Source organism: Mesorhizobium sp. M0633 (genome assembly GCF_040320645.1).
Classification (GTDB): domain Bacteria; phylum Pseudomonadota; class Alphaproteobacteria; order Rhizobiales; family Rhizobiaceae; genus Mesorhizobium.
This window is the reverse complement of sequence record NZ_JAMYQC010000024.1, coordinates 63,745-77,504: the sequence shown is the minus strand read 5'-3', so window position 1 is coordinate 77,504 and position 13,760 is coordinate 63,745. Positions and strand designations below refer to the sequence as shown.

General features: G+C 63.8%; 13 protein-coding genes. 4 read left to right on the top strand and 9 right to left on the bottom strand.

The genetic code is table 11. The features are described 5' to 3' along the window. Positions 1-48 precede the first annotated feature (48 nt). Positions 49-1,245: a GGDEF domain-containing protein gene (locus NKI47_RS23235; protein ID WP_023679772.1), complete on the bottom strand. Its 1,197-nt coding sequence runs from the start codon at positions 1,243-1,245 to the stop codon at positions 49-51. 161 nt (positions 1,246-1,406) lie between these two features. Between NKI47_RS23235 and NKI47_RS23230 the strand changes: the two genes are divergently transcribed. Beyond that, positions 1,407-1,718, top strand: a complete 312-nt coding sequence (locus NKI47_RS23230; protein ID WP_023679773.1) for a hypothetical protein — start codon at positions 1,407-1,409, stop codon at positions 1,716-1,718. Between the two features lie 58 nt (positions 1,719-1,776). On the opposite strand, the gene leuC is transcribed toward NKI47_RS23230, so the two are convergent. The 5 genes from leuC to rplS form a co-directional block, all read right to left on the bottom strand. Beyond that, the gene (gene leuC, locus NKI47_RS23225) at positions 1,777-3,186 is read right to left on the bottom strand and encodes a 3-isopropylmalate dehydratase large subunit (RefSeq protein ID WP_023679774.1); all 1,410 of its coding nucleotides are present in this window, start codon (positions 3,184-3,186) and stop codon (positions 1,777-1,779) included. Positions 3,187-3,435: 249 nt separating this feature from the next. Next, a complete protein-coding gene (locus NKI47_RS23220) occupies positions 3,436-4,071 on the bottom strand; it encodes a class I SAM-dependent DNA methyltransferase (protein WP_352593786.1) in 636 nt (211 codons plus the stop codon). A gap of 52 nt (positions 4,072-4,123) precedes the next feature. Further along, positions 4,124-4,939: an amino acid ABC transporter permease gene (locus NKI47_RS23215; RefSeq protein WP_352572232.1), complete on the bottom strand. Its 816-nt coding sequence runs from the start codon at positions 4,937-4,939 to the stop codon at positions 4,124-4,126. A 266-nt stretch (positions 4,940-5,205) separates the two neighbouring features. After that, positions 5,206-6,003, bottom strand: coding sequence for a transporter substrate-binding domain-containing protein (locus NKI47_RS23210; protein WP_031212709.1), 798 nt, complete (start codon positions 6,001-6,003; stop codon positions 5,206-5,208). 256 nt (positions 6,004-6,259) lie between these two features. Continuing rightward, the gene (gene rplS / locus NKI47_RS23205) at positions 6,260-6,799 is read right to left on the bottom strand and encodes a 50S ribosomal protein L19 (protein ID WP_023679779.1); all 540 of its coding nucleotides are present in this window, start codon (positions 6,797-6,799) and stop codon (positions 6,260-6,262) included. A 382-nt stretch (positions 6,800-7,181) separates the two neighbouring features. Here rplS and NKI47_RS23200 point away from each other — a divergent pair, with 382 nt between their 5' ends. Beyond that, positions 7,182-7,934, top strand: coding sequence for a sulfite exporter TauE/SafE family protein (locus NKI47_RS23200; RefSeq protein WP_352572230.1), 753 nt, complete (start codon positions 7,182-7,184; stop codon positions 7,932-7,934). Here NKI47_RS23200 and trmD read toward each other — a convergent pair. Together trmD and rimM are read right to left on the bottom strand one after the other, a co-directional pair. Continuing rightward, complete coding sequence (gene trmD / locus NKI47_RS23195; protein ID WP_352593785.1) at positions 7,916-8,614, bottom strand: tRNA (guanosine(37)-N1)-methyltransferase TrmD; 699 nt, start codon at positions 8,612-8,614, stop codon at positions 7,916-7,918. The genes NKI47_RS23200 and trmD overlap by 19 nt on opposite strands. Further along, positions 8,611-9,210, bottom strand: a complete 600-nt coding sequence (gene rimM / locus NKI47_RS23190) for a ribosome maturation factor RimM (protein ID WP_352593784.1) — start codon at positions 9,208-9,210, stop codon at positions 8,611-8,613. Before rimM ends, trmD begins: the two co-directional genes overlap by 4 nt. A 115-nt stretch (positions 9,211-9,325) precedes the next feature. Here rimM and NKI47_RS23185 point away from each other — a divergent pair, with 115 nt between their 5' ends. Next, a complete protein-coding gene (locus NKI47_RS23185) occupies positions 9,326-10,264 on the top strand; it encodes a tyrosine recombinase XerC (RefSeq protein ID WP_352456326.1) in 939 nt (312 codons plus the stop codon). 85 nt (positions 10,265-10,349) lie between these two features. Continuing rightward, the gene (locus tag NKI47_RS23180) at positions 10,350-11,417 is read left to right on the top strand and encodes a TraB/GumN family protein (protein ID WP_352593783.1); all 1,068 of its coding nucleotides are present in this window, start codon (positions 10,350-10,352) and stop codon (positions 11,415-11,417) included. A 929-nt stretch (positions 11,418-12,346) separates the two neighbouring features. Here NKI47_RS23180 and lpdA read toward each other — a convergent pair. Continuing rightward, the gene (gene lpdA, locus NKI47_RS23175; RefSeq protein ID WP_023679787.1) at positions 12,347-13,753 is read right to left on the bottom strand and encodes a dihydrolipoyl dehydrogenase; all 1,407 of its coding nucleotides are present in this window, start codon (positions 13,751-13,753) and stop codon (positions 12,347-12,349) included. Between the last annotated feature and the right edge of the window lie 7 nt (positions 13,754-13,760).

The following is a 13,760-nucleotide window of genomic DNA, read 5'->3' as shown; positions in this document are numbered from 1 at the left end:
AATCACCAACGCGCGAAAAAGACGTTAATTCGAAGCCGCCGCTGACGCTCAGCCAGCACTGGTCCGATTGGGAAGGACGACCGTTTCAGGCCGCGGATAGGACAGGCATACGCTGTCGCGGCCACTCCTTTTGGCTTTGTAGAGCGCTTCGTCGGCGCGGCGCATCAGCGGGTCCAGCCCTTCGTCGCTGGTGCGGGCGGCCACCCCGAAGCTCGCGGTCACTCTCGTGTCGGGCGGAAGTCCGTCGATTCTGCCCGCCGAATAGACCGTGCGAATGGCTTCGGCAAACAGTCTTGCCGCGCCAAGGTCGCTGAGCGGCAACAGCACGGCGAACTCTTCGCCGCCGATACGGCCGGCAACGCCGCGCGTACCTGCAGCCGACAGAAGCTTGGCAGCGAAGTCGGCGATGACACGATCGCCGGCCGCGTGGCCATGCTGATCGTTGAGCGCCTTGAAATGATCGAGATCGGCAAGCACCAGCGCAACCGGCAATTGCGCCGTGGCACAGTGCTGCAGGACAAGCATGGCGCGCTCCTCGAAGCCGCGGCGGTTGAGCAGGCCCGACAGCGGGTCTGTCAGGGTTTCGGTCTTCAGGGCCTTCATCACATCGAGCGCGGCGGCGCCGAACAGGCAAAGCGCAATAAGCAGCGACAGCAATGCATGCGATAGCAGAGCCGTCGTCCAGTAGGACGAGGAGTAAAGCCCTTCATAGCTGGTGAACGGCCCATGCGCGATGACGACGGCAAGCGTCCGCGCCAGGAAGTTCAGGCCGGAAAGCAGCGACAGCACGAACAGGATCATTTCTGTCGGGCCGTTGTTGCGCACCACGCGCAACTCGGCGGCGACAACCAGGCTGATGCCGCCGAAGCTGAAATTGATGGCAAGGATGCGCCAGGTGAGATCCGGCCGGGCAAAAAGAAACCACGAAAACGCGGCCAGGCCGCCGCAGGCCAGAATGCCGACCGCCGGGTAAGGCACGCGCCGCCCATAGCGCGCAATGACCGCGCCGGCGAGACAGCAGGTGGCGAAGGTGAAGCACAGGATCGAGATGAGCTTGGTCGGTGCCATGCCGACCGGCAGCGTGAAATACTGGAGCAGGAAGCCTGCGGCCGAGGCCGAGTAGCCCGCCGCCAGCACGCCCAGATAGGGACGGTGGCGCTGATAGAACCACAGCACGAGAAATGCCGCGCCGAGTGTGAGGGCGATGCCTGGATTGAGCAGCGCTATGAGCAGGCCGGTGTCCAAGCGCTGTAATTTCCCCTCGCTTCCCCTTGGAGGACCTTAGAGCGGAAGCCCAAACAAGCGGTTAAGCGAAAGCGAATATACGACAGGTGCGTCGACAAAGCCGCTGGGCGGAACCGCGAACGGCGAGCGGCGTTTCACGACGGCAACCAGGAGACGCTCCGATGGCCGACACGATCATGCTGACCGATCACGATGCAATTCGCTCATGGGCCGCGGCACGCGCCGGCTTTCCGGCGATCGTCGACGTGTCGCCCGAAGCCGGAACGCAGCCCATGCTGAGGCTGGTCTTCGGCCAGCATGCCTACCAGGACCAGGATGAGGCCGAACGCCCGGTCAATGCCGGCGGCTACGAACTGGTCGAATGGGACGAATGGTTCAAACTCTTCGACGAGCGCCAACTGGCGCTGGTCGTCGCAAAGGACCAACCCGGCCGCCGTGAGGGATTCCACGAATTCGTCAGGCGGCCCGACTGAAGAATGCCCGAACCGCATTGCGGCTCGGGCTCCTCATATCCGACTGCGCGCGCCTGCCCTATTTCCACTCGCGGATGTCGACGAAATGGCCGGCGATCGCCGCCGCCGCGGCCATTGCCGGCGACACCAGATGCGTCCGGCCCTTGAAGCCTTGGCGCCCCTCGAAATTGCGATTCGAGGTCGAGGCGCAGCGCTCATGCGGCTTCAGCCGGTCGTCGTTCATGGCAAGGCACATCGAGCAGCCCGGCTCACGCCAGTCAAAGCCGGCGGCGACAAAGATCTTGTCGAGGCCTTCGGCCTCTGCCTGTTCCTTGACCAGGCCGGAGCCCGGCACGATCATCGCACTGACCCGCGGATTGACCTTCTTGCCCTCGATCACCTTGGCTGCGGCGCGCAGATCCTCGATGCGGCCATTGGTGCAGGAGCCGATGAAGACGCGATCGAGTTCGATATCGGTGATCTTGGTGCCCGGCTTCAGGCCCATATAGTCGAGTGCGCGCTGCTTGGAGGTGCGCTTGTTCTCATCAGTGATGTCGTCCGGGTTCGGCACGATGCCTTGCACCGAGACCACGTCCTCGGGCGAGGAGCCCCAGGAGACGATCGGCGGCAGCTTTGCCGCGTCGAGCACGACCACCTTGTCGAAATGCGCGCCTTCGTCGGACTGCAGCGTCTTCCAGTAGGCGAGCGCGGCGTCCCAGGCTTCGCCCTTGGGGGCGCGCGGCTTGTCCTTGACATAGGCGAAGGTGGTCTCGTCGGGCGCGATCAGGCCGGCGCGGGCGCCGGCTTCGATCGACATGTTGCAGATCGTCATGCGGCCTTCCATCGACAGCGCACGGATTGCCTCGCCGGCATATTCGATGACATAGCCGGTGCCGCCGGCCGTGCCGATCTCGCCGATAATGGCGAGGATGATGTCCTTGGCGGTGACGCCTTCCGGCAGTGCGCCGTCGACGCGCACCAGCATGTTCTTGGCCTTGCGCTGGATCAGCGTCTGCGTCGCCAGCACATGCTCGACTTCAGAGGTGCCGATGCCATGCGCCAGCGCCCCGAACGCGCCATGCGTCGAGGTGTGGCTGTCGCCGCAGACGATGGTCATGCCGGGCAGCGTAAAGCCTTGCTCCGGCCCGATGATGTGGACGATGCCCTGGCGGATATCCTTCTCGGAATAATATTCGACGCCGAAATCCTTGGCGTTTTTGGCCAGCGCTTCGACCTGGATGCGGCTTTCCTCGTTCTTGATGCCGAACTTTCGCTCCGGCGAAGTCGACACATTGTGGTCGACCACGGCCAGCGTCTTTTCCGGATGCCGAACCTTGCGGCCGGTTATGCGCAGGCCTTCGAAAGCCTGCGGGCTGGTGACTTCGTGGACCAGATGGCGGTCGATATAGAGCAGGCAGGTGCCGTCGTCCTGGCGGTCGACAACATGGTCGTCGAAAATCTTGTCGTAGAGGGTGCGCGGTGCGCTCATTTGCGTAAATCCGTCGATTTAAAAAGGGAAAACGACGCCGGTCGGACCGGCGAAACAGCCTGGCGAGTCTGCCCTAGCTAAGTCGGCTGGTCAGCGCCCCGCAGACGCGCGCGGAAAATCGCGACGGCAGGCGTTTCCTGTCCTGCAGCACGAAACCTTTATAGGCCGGATCGCCAAAAAGCTCTTCCATGGCGCTGCTCATATCAATGTTTTGGCTTTTCAGCAATCGCGTCTGCCTTCGCAGGCGCTTCACAGCACCTCGAACACGAAGGTCTTCACCAGCGCCTCGGGCTCGGCGATTGCGTAGCAGCGGAACCACGGGCTCTCCTCGACCGGCTGCCATTTTTTCGCCTGCTCCAGTTCGCCAAACACGGCTTGAAACCCGCCGCTTTCAAACACCTGGTCGCGAACCGTGAAGATGGCGTGGCCGCCCGTCCTGGTGATGCGTACCAGTTCATGCAGGCCCGACGCCGGTGCGTGGCTGATGGTGAACACGCCGGTCGAGAAAAAGGCGCGGAAATACCCGTCCGCCCAAGGCAATGGCCCGCCGAGCATCGCCTGTTTCAGCTCGCTGTAGGCCTGCCGGCTGCCGGCGATTTTCAGCATGTCCTGCGACAGGTCGAGCCCGGCAATATCGTGGTAGCCGAGTGCCTTCAGGGACGGCCCCGACAGGCCGGTGCCGCAACCGGCGTCGAGCAGCGGCCCTTCGCCCGCCGGCACATGGCGCGCCACCCAGGCGGTGATCAGGAACGGCAGGAGATAGCCGAGCGCCGCGGTTTCGCCGTCATAGGTCGCGGCCCATTGCGCATAGGCCTTGGCGAGCGTCTCAGGCGTGTCGGCCGTATAGACCGCTTCCAGCGCCGCATTGGCCTTGTCGATGATCATGGGTCCTCCCCGGTCGCGTCCGCTCGATGGTAGCGCCGTTTTCGCCTGCCTTCTATTCCCCATGCTGGTGGCGGAGCCGCTTCTCCAGCGCCCGCAAGGCCAACGACAGGCCGACGGTCAGGATGAGATAGATATAGGCGACGATCGAATAGGTTTCGAAGAAGCGGAACGAGCCGGCGGCGTAGATCTTGCCCATCTGGGTGATGTCGGCGACGCCGAGCACCGAGACCAGCGAGGAATCCTTGACCATGGCGACGAAATCATTGCCGAGCGGCGGCAGGATGGTGCGGATCGCCTGCGGAAAGATGACCAGCCGGAAGCGCTGGGTGCGCGTCAGCCCGAGCGCCTTGGCCGCCTCGATCTGCCCCTTCTCGACCGCCTGGATACCGGCGCGGAACACCTCCGAGATGAAGGCGGAATAGCCGATGGTCAGCGCCATGACGGCGCGCCAAAGCAACGACACGTCGCGTACCAGCAGCTCACCGAAGAGGCCGGCGCTTTGCAGCGGCGCCGTCAGCGCGTTCCATGCCGCGACGAAGGCCGGCGCCCCGGCAAAGGCGATCCAGAACAACAGCACCAGCATCGGCACGCCGCGGATGATCTCGACGTAGAAGCGGCCGATCTGGCTGAGCCAGCGTGAGCCCGACAGGCCCATCAGCGCGACGCCGAGGCCGATCGCGCAAGCCAGCGCGAAGGCGACCACCGTGACGAAGATGGTGACGCCGATGCCCTTGGCGACGGTTGCGAAGACCTGGGCATAGAGGTCGCTGGCAGCGATGAAGATGGCGGCGGCCAAGGCGATCGCCACGGCCACGGCAAGCCACCACGGGAAGTCGGATTTGGCTGAGGCGGGAGGCGCCGACGGCATCAAGCGGTACCGATAACAGAGTCACGAAGGCAGCGTTCTGTCACACCCCCCTCTGGCCTGCCGGCGATCTCCCCCTCCAGGGGGGAGATCGGCAGCTTTGACCTCGCGGCCCGTTCTGCAACACTGAAAATTGGCGAAAGCCGATGCGAAATCCGATCTCCCCCCTTGAGGGGGAGATGTCCGGCAGGACAGAGGGGGGTGTACGAGCGCAGAGTCAGCGCGAGTTCCCGCGCACAATCGTCATGAAATGCGCGCAACAAGCGGGCCTACTGCCCCATCTTGTAATCAAGGAACCACTTCTTGTTGAGCGCGTCGAGCGTACCGTCGGCCTTGAGCGCGGCGATTGCCGCGTTGACCGGCTTCACCAGGTCGGAGCCCTTGGGGAAGATGAAGCCGAAATCCTCGGTGCCGAGTGGGCCGCCGATCAGCTTAAGGCCGCCATTGGACGCATCGACATAGCCCTTGCCGGCAGTGCCGTCGGTGAGCACGACGTCGACGTCGCCGGCCTTCAGTGCCTGCACCGTCGCGCCGAACGTCTCGAACAGCTTGATGCGCGGGTTCTGCTCGTTGCCGTCGAGCACGCTGTAGACGGCGGTGTAGAAGGGCGTGGTGCCGGCCTGCGCGCCGATCAGCCCGTCCTTGAAGGCGGCGAACGTCTTTGCATCGGTGAAGCGCTTCTCGTCGCCGCGCACCAGCATGAACTGTTCCGAGCGCATATACGGATCGGAGAAATCGACCTTCTGCTTGCGGTCGTCCTTGATGGTGATGCCGGTCATGCCGATGTTGTACTGATTGTCGGAAACCGCCTGGATCATCGCGTCCCAAGAGGTATTCTGGTACTCGACCTTGAAATTCAGCCGTTTGGCGATCTCGTTCATCGCGTCATATTCCCAACCGATCTGCTTGCCGGTCTTGGCATCGATGAACTGCAGCGGCGGATAGGCGTTTTCGGTCACCACCACCACCTTCTTGCCGCCGAGGTCGGGCAGCGCCTGCGCCAGAGCCGCGACCGGCACGAGAAGGCAAGCCAGCAGGCCGGCCAGCAGCAGTTTCGAATTGATCATGACTATGCTCCCCAGGAACTGAACCGCCTCGATCGACCGAGGCATGCAGGAAATCCGGCGCCGACTTTAGCTTTCCGCAGGCGCCTTGCAAGCCGCTCTGATGCGCCGCTCGGCACGAAAATGAATTCCAATGCTTTCAACGGCGGCAATTACAGAACGATCCGTATCGATTGCGGACCGGCAAAATCGAATCCACCTCGTGAAATAAAAAGGCGGCCGAAGCCGCCTTTCCAAAACCATGAGTTTTGAAGACGCCTTATTCGGCGGCAGTTGCTTCCGCGGCCTTGGCGGCCTCGTCGGCGGCCTTCTTCTCGGCGGCGTCCTGCGCGGCCTTCTCGGCGGCCAGCGCCTGGGCGGCGGCCACTTTCTCGGCCTCGATGCGCGCCTTCTCGGCGTTCAGCGCATCGCGCTCTTCGTCGTTGAGCTTGCGGGCGCGCACGCCGGTGTTTTCCGAAATGCGGGCCGATTTGCCGCGACGGTCTCGCAAATAGTACAGCTTGGCGCGACGCACCTTGCCGCGGCGCACGATCTCGACGCCCTCGACCATCGGCGAATAGACCGGGAACACCCGCTCCACGCCTTCGCCGTAGGAGATCTTGCGGACGGTGAAGTTTTCCTGGAAGCCGGCGCCGGCGCGGGCGATGACGACGCCCTCATAGGCCTGGACGCGGGTGCGGGTGCCTTCGGTCACACGGACCTGGACGCGCACGGTATCGCCGGGCTGGAATTCGGGGAGCTTGCGCTTGGCTTCGATCTTGGCGGCCTGCTCGGCCTCGAGCTGACGGAGGATGTCCATCTCAAAAATCCACTTCTTGTTCTTCCGACAGTCAGAGCGCCCGACACTCGCCTTGCAGTCGCATCGACCGCTCGGCTATGCCCTTCGTTCGAGAACGTCTGTTCGAGAACATCGGGCAGGGGCGACTACACCGTCATTGTTGACGGGCCAGAAGATCGCTCTTGGCAGATTTTTCTTCCGGTTCGGCGCGCACATACAGCTATTTCGGCGCTTTGTCACGTCTTCGCCGTTTCTTTTTTGGGCCGTTTCTTTTTTGCGCTGCTTCTTGGGCTGGCGCCCGCTGTGGCAATCCCGTGATCGCTTGTGGTCCAGGGGGTTGCGCCCGCGCGTCAAGCTTCCTAAGCCGGAAGATAAGCATTTTCCTCCAGCGACGACACCCCTCATGCCAATCTTGGACGCGGTCCTGCTCTTTCTCGCCGGCTTTCTATCAGGCGCGGTCAATGCCGTTGCCGGCGGCGGCACGTTCATAACCTTTGGCGCCATGACCCTGGCCGGCCTGCCGCCGATCGTCGCCAATGCGACATCGTCGGTGACGCAGTTCCCCGGCTACATCACCTCGACGCTCGCCTATTGGCACGACATCAAGCATTTCTGGCGCGGCGCACTGCTGCTCAGCCTCATTTCGGCTCTCGGTGCGCTGTCTGGCGCGCTCATCCTTCTAGGGCTCGACAACCCGTCCTTCCGCGCCTTGGTGCCGTGGCTGCTGCTGGCGGCAACCGCATTGTTTGCTGCCGGGCCATGGCTGAAGCCGGCGCCCAAGCCGGAGCATGAGGCCGCGGTGGGTTCTCTGGTCGGGTCGCTGGCGCAGTTCGCCACCGCCGCCTATGGCGGCTTCTTCGGCGCCGGCATGGGCGTCATGATGCTGGCGACGCTCGGTCTCACCCAGTCCGGCGACTATCACCGGCTGAACGCACTGAAGAACATGCTGGCCGTGGTCATCGCTGCGGTTGCCATCCTCGTCTTCGTCTCGGGCGGCGTCATTGCCTGGCTGCAGGCGATCATCATGATCCCGGGTGGCGCGCTGGGCGGCTATGCCGGCGTCTGGATCGCTAGGCGCGTGCCGCAGAACGCGGTGCGCGGCTTCGTCATCGCCGTCGGCCTGTTCCTGGCTTTCTACTATTTCGACAAGGGCTGAGCGGCTGAAAGATCCGGCCGTCGCTCCTTCGTCAGCCTCTCCGCTTCGGCCCGCCGCCAAGCCGCGATCTTCCTGTGATTGCCCGAAATCAGCACTTCGGGAATCGGCCGGCCCTCGAACTCCTGCGGCCGCGTATAATGCGGATGTTCGAGCAGGCCGTTTTCAAAGCTCTCTTCCTCGCCCGATACCGCATTGCCCATGACGCCGGGCAGCAGGCGCACCACGGCGTCGAGCAGCACGAGTGCCGCCGGCTCGCCGCCGGACAGGATGAAGTCGCCGATCGAAACTTCCTCGAGGCCGCGCGATTCAATGACCCGCTGGTCGACGCCTTCGAAGCGGCCGCAGACGATCACCGCACCCGGCCCGCCGGCGAGCTCGCGCACCCGTGCCTGCGTCAGCGGCTTGCCGCGCGGGCTCATCAGCAGGCGCGGACGTGGATCGGCTGCCGGCGAGGCATGGTCGATGGCGCTGGCCAGCACGTCTGCCCGCATCACCATGCCGGCGCCGCCGCCGGCCGGCGTGTCATCGACGGTACGGTGACGATCGCTGGCAAAGTCGCGGATCTGGATCGTTTCGAGCGACCAAATGCCGGTCTCGAGCGCGCGGCCGGCCAGCGACAGGCCAAGCGCGCCGGGAAACATCTCGGGATAGAGCGTCAGCACCGAAGCCGAAAAACTCACCGGTTGCCTCCGGCGTCCCTAGGCCCGCGCGGCCTGCCCTTGGGGTCGAAACCGTCGTCAGCGGGAGGCTCGCCGTCCTCGTCCTCGACCAACCCTGCGGCGGCTGGATCAACGCGGACAAAGCCGCCGGCGATCGACACTTCCGGAACAGCGGCCTGCGTGAACGGGATGAGCACGCCTTTGCGCCCCGCCAGCGTCACGTCGAGAATGTCGCCGCCGCCGAAATTATGCACGGCGACGACCTTGCCGATGATGGCACCGATGTCATCCTTGACCTCCAGTCCGACGAGGTCGGCATGGTAGAATTCATCCTCTTCGCCCTCATCGGGCAACACCGAACGGTCGACGAACAATTCGGTGCCGGCCAGCGCCTCGGCGGCATTGCGGTCGTTGACGCCTTTGAACCGCACCACCACCACGGTGTTGGCGGGCCTGATGTCGACGATCTGGAAGGCGCGGCCATCCCTGGCGTAGAGCGGACCGTAATCGGCCAGCGCCAGCGGGTCGCCGGTAAAGCTCTTGACGCGCAATTCGCCCTTGATGCCATGCGCGGCACCGATCACGGCCATCTGGACGGGGTTTTGCGGCTTGATCATCTGCGGAAAATCCTTTGCCTTGCTCTAACCCCAGCCCGTCGTCATTTCAATGACGCCGCTCTTCACCGCTTCCTAACCCGCGTGCCGGAAGATGGCGGGGAACTGGAAGAGTGCAATGCAGGAATTCCTCATACCGGCAAAACCCGACCTGCAGGCGGCGCGCGAGGCCTGGCTGAAGATGCTGGCGCGCGAACGCCGGCTATCGCCCGAAACCGTCGAGGCCTATGAGCGCGACACGCGCCAGTTCCTGCATTTCCTGACCGGCCATTGCGGCGGCTCGCCCGGCATTTCCGACATCGCCGATCTGCGCCCCGCCGATCTGCGCGGCTTTCTCGCTGCCCGCCGTGCCGAGGGCGCCGGCGCCCGCACGCTCGGGCGCGGGCTGGCCGGCATCCGCTCGCTGCTGCGTTTCCTGGAACGGCGCGGCCTCGCCAATGCGGCAGGTGCGACAGCCTTGCGCGCGCCGCGGCAGCCGAAATCGCTGCCCAAGCCGCTGACCGCAAGCGATGCAAAACACGTCGTCTCGGTGGAAGGCCAACTGGCGGAGGAGCCGTGGATTGCCGCGCGCAACGCCGCCGTGCTGACCCTGCTCTATGGGTCCGGCTTGCGGATCTCCGAGGCGCTCGGCCTGTCGGGCGCCGATCTTTCCTCACCTGGTGATACCGTGCTGCGCGTCACCGGCAAGGGTGGCAAGACCCGGCTGGTGCCGGTGCTGCCGGTGGCACTGCGGGCGATTGCCGAATACCGCCGCTTGTGTCCCTGGCATCTCGATCCCAAGGGCCTGCTGTTTCGCGGTGCCCGCGGCGGCCCGCTCAACCCGGCAATCGTCCAGCGCGACATGGCCAAGCTGCGCTCGGCGCTCAACCTGCCCGACACGGCGACGCCGCATGCGCTGCGCCATTCCTTCGCCACGCATCTGCTAGGGCGCGGCGGCGACCTGCGCACCATCCAGGAGTTGCTCGGCCACGCCAGCCTGTCGACAACCCAGATATACACCGGCGTCGACACCGCCAGGCTGCTCGAGATTTACGAAGCAGCTCATCCTCGTGCGTGATCGATGCATGTGTCGGTGGCCATCTCGCAACAATTTTGATGCGCCGGTTAACCGTTTTGCCGCTTTTTGCGCCTAGAAGCGCAGCATGAAACGCCTCATCGCCATCGCCGACCGCGCGACCCATATGTCGCTGAAGCTGCTCGTCGCGCTCAACGCCCTGTTTTTCCTCTCTTTCCTCATCGTCGCGCTGCTCGCCGCGGGCAAGGCACGCGCCGAGACTTCGGCCTGCGGCGGTAGCGATATGCTGAGCGCGCTGCAAAAGGACGACCCGGCTGCCTACCGCAAGATCGAGGCAGACGCGGCAGCGACGCCGAACGGCAAGGGCCTGCTGTGGAAGCTCGAAAAATCGGGCGAAAAACCGTCCTTCCTGTTCGGCACCATGCACGTTACCGACCCGCGCGTCACCACGCTGCCACCCGCCGCGCAGAAGGCATTCGATGCGGCTGGCACCGTCATCATCGAGACCACCGAAGTGCTCGACAAGCAGAAGATGATGGCAGCACTGCTGAAAGAGCCGGATCTGATGATGTTCACCGACAAGACGACGCTTTCGTCGCTGCTGTCGCCGGAGGATGCGGCGGTGGTCAACAAGGCGCTCGATGCGCGTGGCATCCCGCCAGCGACCGTCGCCAAGATGAAACCTTGGTTGCTGTCGGCGATGGTGGCGCTACCTGTATGCGAAGTCGCCCGCCAGGCTGGCGGTGCGCCGGTGCTCGACGTCAAGCTTGCCAAGGACGCCGAGGCTTCGGGCAAATCGGTCGAGGGGCTGGAGACAATCGCCGACCAGCTGCGCGCCATGGCTTCGCTGCCGATCGCCTTTCACCTGAAGGGGCTGGTCGATACGCTGAAGCTTGGCGACAAGGTGAACGACGTCAACGAAACCATGATCGTGCTTTACCGGCGTGGCGACACTGGCATGTATGTACCGCTGTTTCGGGCCGTCATCCCCGAACAGGTCGACGACCAATCGGGTTACGCCGAATTCGAGCAGACCATGATCACCAGCCGCAACAAGGTGATGGTCGATCGTGCAGCGCCGATCCTCGCCCACGGCAATGTCTTCATGGCGGTCGGCGCCATGCACCTTCCCGGAGCGCAAGGCTTGGTCGAGGGTTTCCGCAAGACCGGCTATACGGTGACCGCCGTCAACTGAACGACACGGCGGAGTTGCACACCGAATCATTGCCGAGGCGGGACCAGCCCTTACTCGTGGCGCGACGGCGGACCAGCCGCGCTTCGTGCCAAGAAACCGAAAAAGGTTCGGTTTGGCTCGATCGAACCCATTTTGCGGTGGAAATGCATGCCTGCGAGCGATTCCAGATCAGAATTGCCCTGTTTTCGGCGTTTTCAACGCCTAATGTGAAACCGATTCAACGATTGTACGTTGATGGCTATTACTTGATGTTTTTCATCCACGGAGGACACTTTTATGGCGAACACACCCAATCCGAACGACCCATTCACCTCACCGGGTACCGCACGGCCACGCGGCGGCGGCAGCGGCTGGCTGATTGCACTGGTCGTCGTTATCCTGGCAATTGTCGCCTATTATGTTTTTGGAAGACGTAGCGAGGCACCTGCGCCTGCCGAACCGCCCGCAGCCAGCACACCGGCTCCGGCCCCAGCACCTGCCGAGCCGATGAAGCCAGCCGAACCGGCTCCTGCGCCAGCTCCGGCAACGCCCGCTCCGGCTCCCGCTCCGGCAGAGCCAGCACCCGCTCCGGCCCCTGCGCCAGCCCCGGCACCAGCACCAGCACCAGCGCCGGCGCCGGCTCAGTGATCAGACTGCTGATTTAATATATGAACGGCCCGCTGAAAGGCGGGCCGTTTCGTTTTTGGGAGCAGCAGTCGATGCTCTGAGCTGCGATTAGCCATGGGCTAACTTCATCTTCGTCATCCAGCGCGGAGCAGGAGCGAAGCGACATCGCGGAGACCCTGGAATCCATCTGCGGTTCAGAATGGAAGCCGTCTGTGGTGATCCTTCGCGCCCCTCTCTGTCCTGCCGGACATCTCCCCCACTTGGGGGAGATTGGCTACCAGCCCGCTTTCGCCAATCGCCACCGTCGCCTGCGATTCAACCGCTCAGATATGGATCGGCTTGAAGAACGTCGCCAGTGCCGCCTCCTTCACCGCTTCCGACATTGTCGGATGGGCGTGGCAGGTGCGGGCAAGGTCTTCCGACGAGCCGCCGAACTCCATCAGCACCGCCGCCTCGTGGATCATCTCGCCGGCGCCGAAGCCGACGATGTGGACGCCGAGCACACGGTCGCTGGCCTTGTCGGCCAGGATTTTCACAAAGCCGTCGGTGTGCAGCATGGCGCGCGCGCGGCCATTGGCGCTGAACGGGAATTTTCCGGCCTTGTAGTCGACGCCGGCCTTTTTCAATTCTTCTTCGGTCTTGCCGATCGAGGCGATTTCCGGCGTGGTGTAGACGACGCTCGGAATCACGTCATAGTTCACATGACCGGCCTGCCCGGCGATGGTTTCGGCCACCGCCACGCCCTCGTCCTCAGCCTTGTGTGCAAGCATCGGCCCGGCGATGACATCGCCGATGGCATAGATGCCAGGCACGTTGGTCCTGAGATGGCCGTCGGTCTTGACCCGGCCGCGCTCATCGACGTCGACGCCGGTCTCCTTCAGCCCGAGAGCGTCCGAATAGGCCCGTCGTCCCGTCGAAATCAGCACCGCGTCCGCCTCGATCGTCTCGGCCGCACCGCCTTTGACCGGCTCGAAGGTGACCGTCGCCCCCTTCTTGGCCTTGGCGACGCCGGTCACCTTGGCGCCCAGCCTGAATTCAAAACCCTGCTTCGACAGCAGGCGCTGGAATTGCTTGGAGACCTCGCCATCCATGCCGCCCAGGATGGTGTCAAGGAACTCAACCACGGTGACTTTGGCGCCGAGCCGCGCCCATACCGAGCCGAGTTCCAGACCGATGACACCGCCGCCGACCACCACCAGATGGCCCGGCACCTTGTCCAGCGACAGCGCGCCGGTCGACGATATGATCACCTTCTCGTCGAAATCGACCTTGACGCCGGGAATGCCGGCAACGTCGGAGCCGGTGGCGATGACGATGTTCTTGGTCTCGATCTCCTCGACCTTGCCGTCATCGGAGGTCACCGACACCTTGCCGGCCGCAACCACCTTGCCGGTGCCACGAAAACTGTCGATCTTGTTCTTCTTGAACAGGAAGGCGACGCCATTGACATTGGCCGTCACCGTCGCATCCTTGTGTGCCATCATCTTCCCAAGATTGAGCTTGGGCGCGCCGATCTCGACGCCGAGCGCGTCGAAGGAATGGCCGGCCTCGGCAAACATCTCGGACGCATGCAGCAGCGCCTTTGACGGGATGCAGCCGATGTTGAGGCAGGTACCGCCGAAGGTCGGGTTCTTTTCGACTACCGCCGTCTTCAGACCGAGCTGCGCCGCCTTGATGGCGCAGACGTAGCCGCCTGGTCCCGATCCGATGATAACGACGTCATAGGCCATGATACTG

Excerpts from the sequence above, each read along its gene's own strand:
- NKI47_RS23230 (WP_023679773.1), top strand. The coding sequence starts at position 1,407 with ATGGCCGACACGATCATGCTGACCGATCACGATGCAATTCGCTCATGG.
- leuC (WP_023679774.1), bottom strand. The coding sequence starts at position 3,186 with ATGAGCGCACCGCGCACCCTCTACGACAAGATTTTCGACGACCATGTT.
- NKI47_RS23220 (WP_352593786.1), bottom strand. The coding sequence starts at position 4,071 with ATGATCATCGACAAGGCCAATGCGGCGCTGGAAGCGGTCTATACGGCC.
- NKI47_RS23215 (WP_352572232.1), bottom strand. The coding sequence starts at position 4,939 with ATGCCGTCGGCGCCTCCCGCCTCAGCCAAATCCGACTTCCCGTGGTGG.
- NKI47_RS23210 (WP_031212709.1), bottom strand. The coding sequence starts at position 6,003 with ATGATCAATTCGAAACTGCTGCTGGCCGGCCTGCTGGCTTGCCTTCTC.
- rplS (WP_023679779.1), bottom strand. The coding sequence starts at position 6,799 with ATGGACATCCTCCGTCAGCTCGAGGCCGAGCAGGCCGCCAAGATCGAA.
- NKI47_RS23200 (WP_352572230.1), top strand. The coding sequence starts at position 7,182 with ATGCCAATCTTGGACGCGGTCCTGCTCTTTCTCGCCGGCTTTCTATCA.
- rimM (WP_352593784.1), bottom strand. The coding sequence starts at position 9,210 with ATGATCAAGCCGCAAAACCCCGTCCAGATGGCCGTGATCGGTGCCGCG.
- NKI47_RS23185 (WP_352456326.1), top strand. The coding sequence starts at position 9,326 with ATGCAGGAATTCCTCATACCGGCAAAACCCGACCTGCAGGCGGCGCGC.
- NKI47_RS23180 (WP_352593783.1), top strand. The coding sequence starts at position 10,350 with ATGAAACGCCTCATCGCCATCGCCGACCGCGCGACCCATATGTCGCTG.
- lpdA (WP_023679787.1), bottom strand. The coding sequence starts at position 13,753 with ATGGCCTATGACGTCGTTATCATCGGATCGGGACCAGGCGGCTACGTC.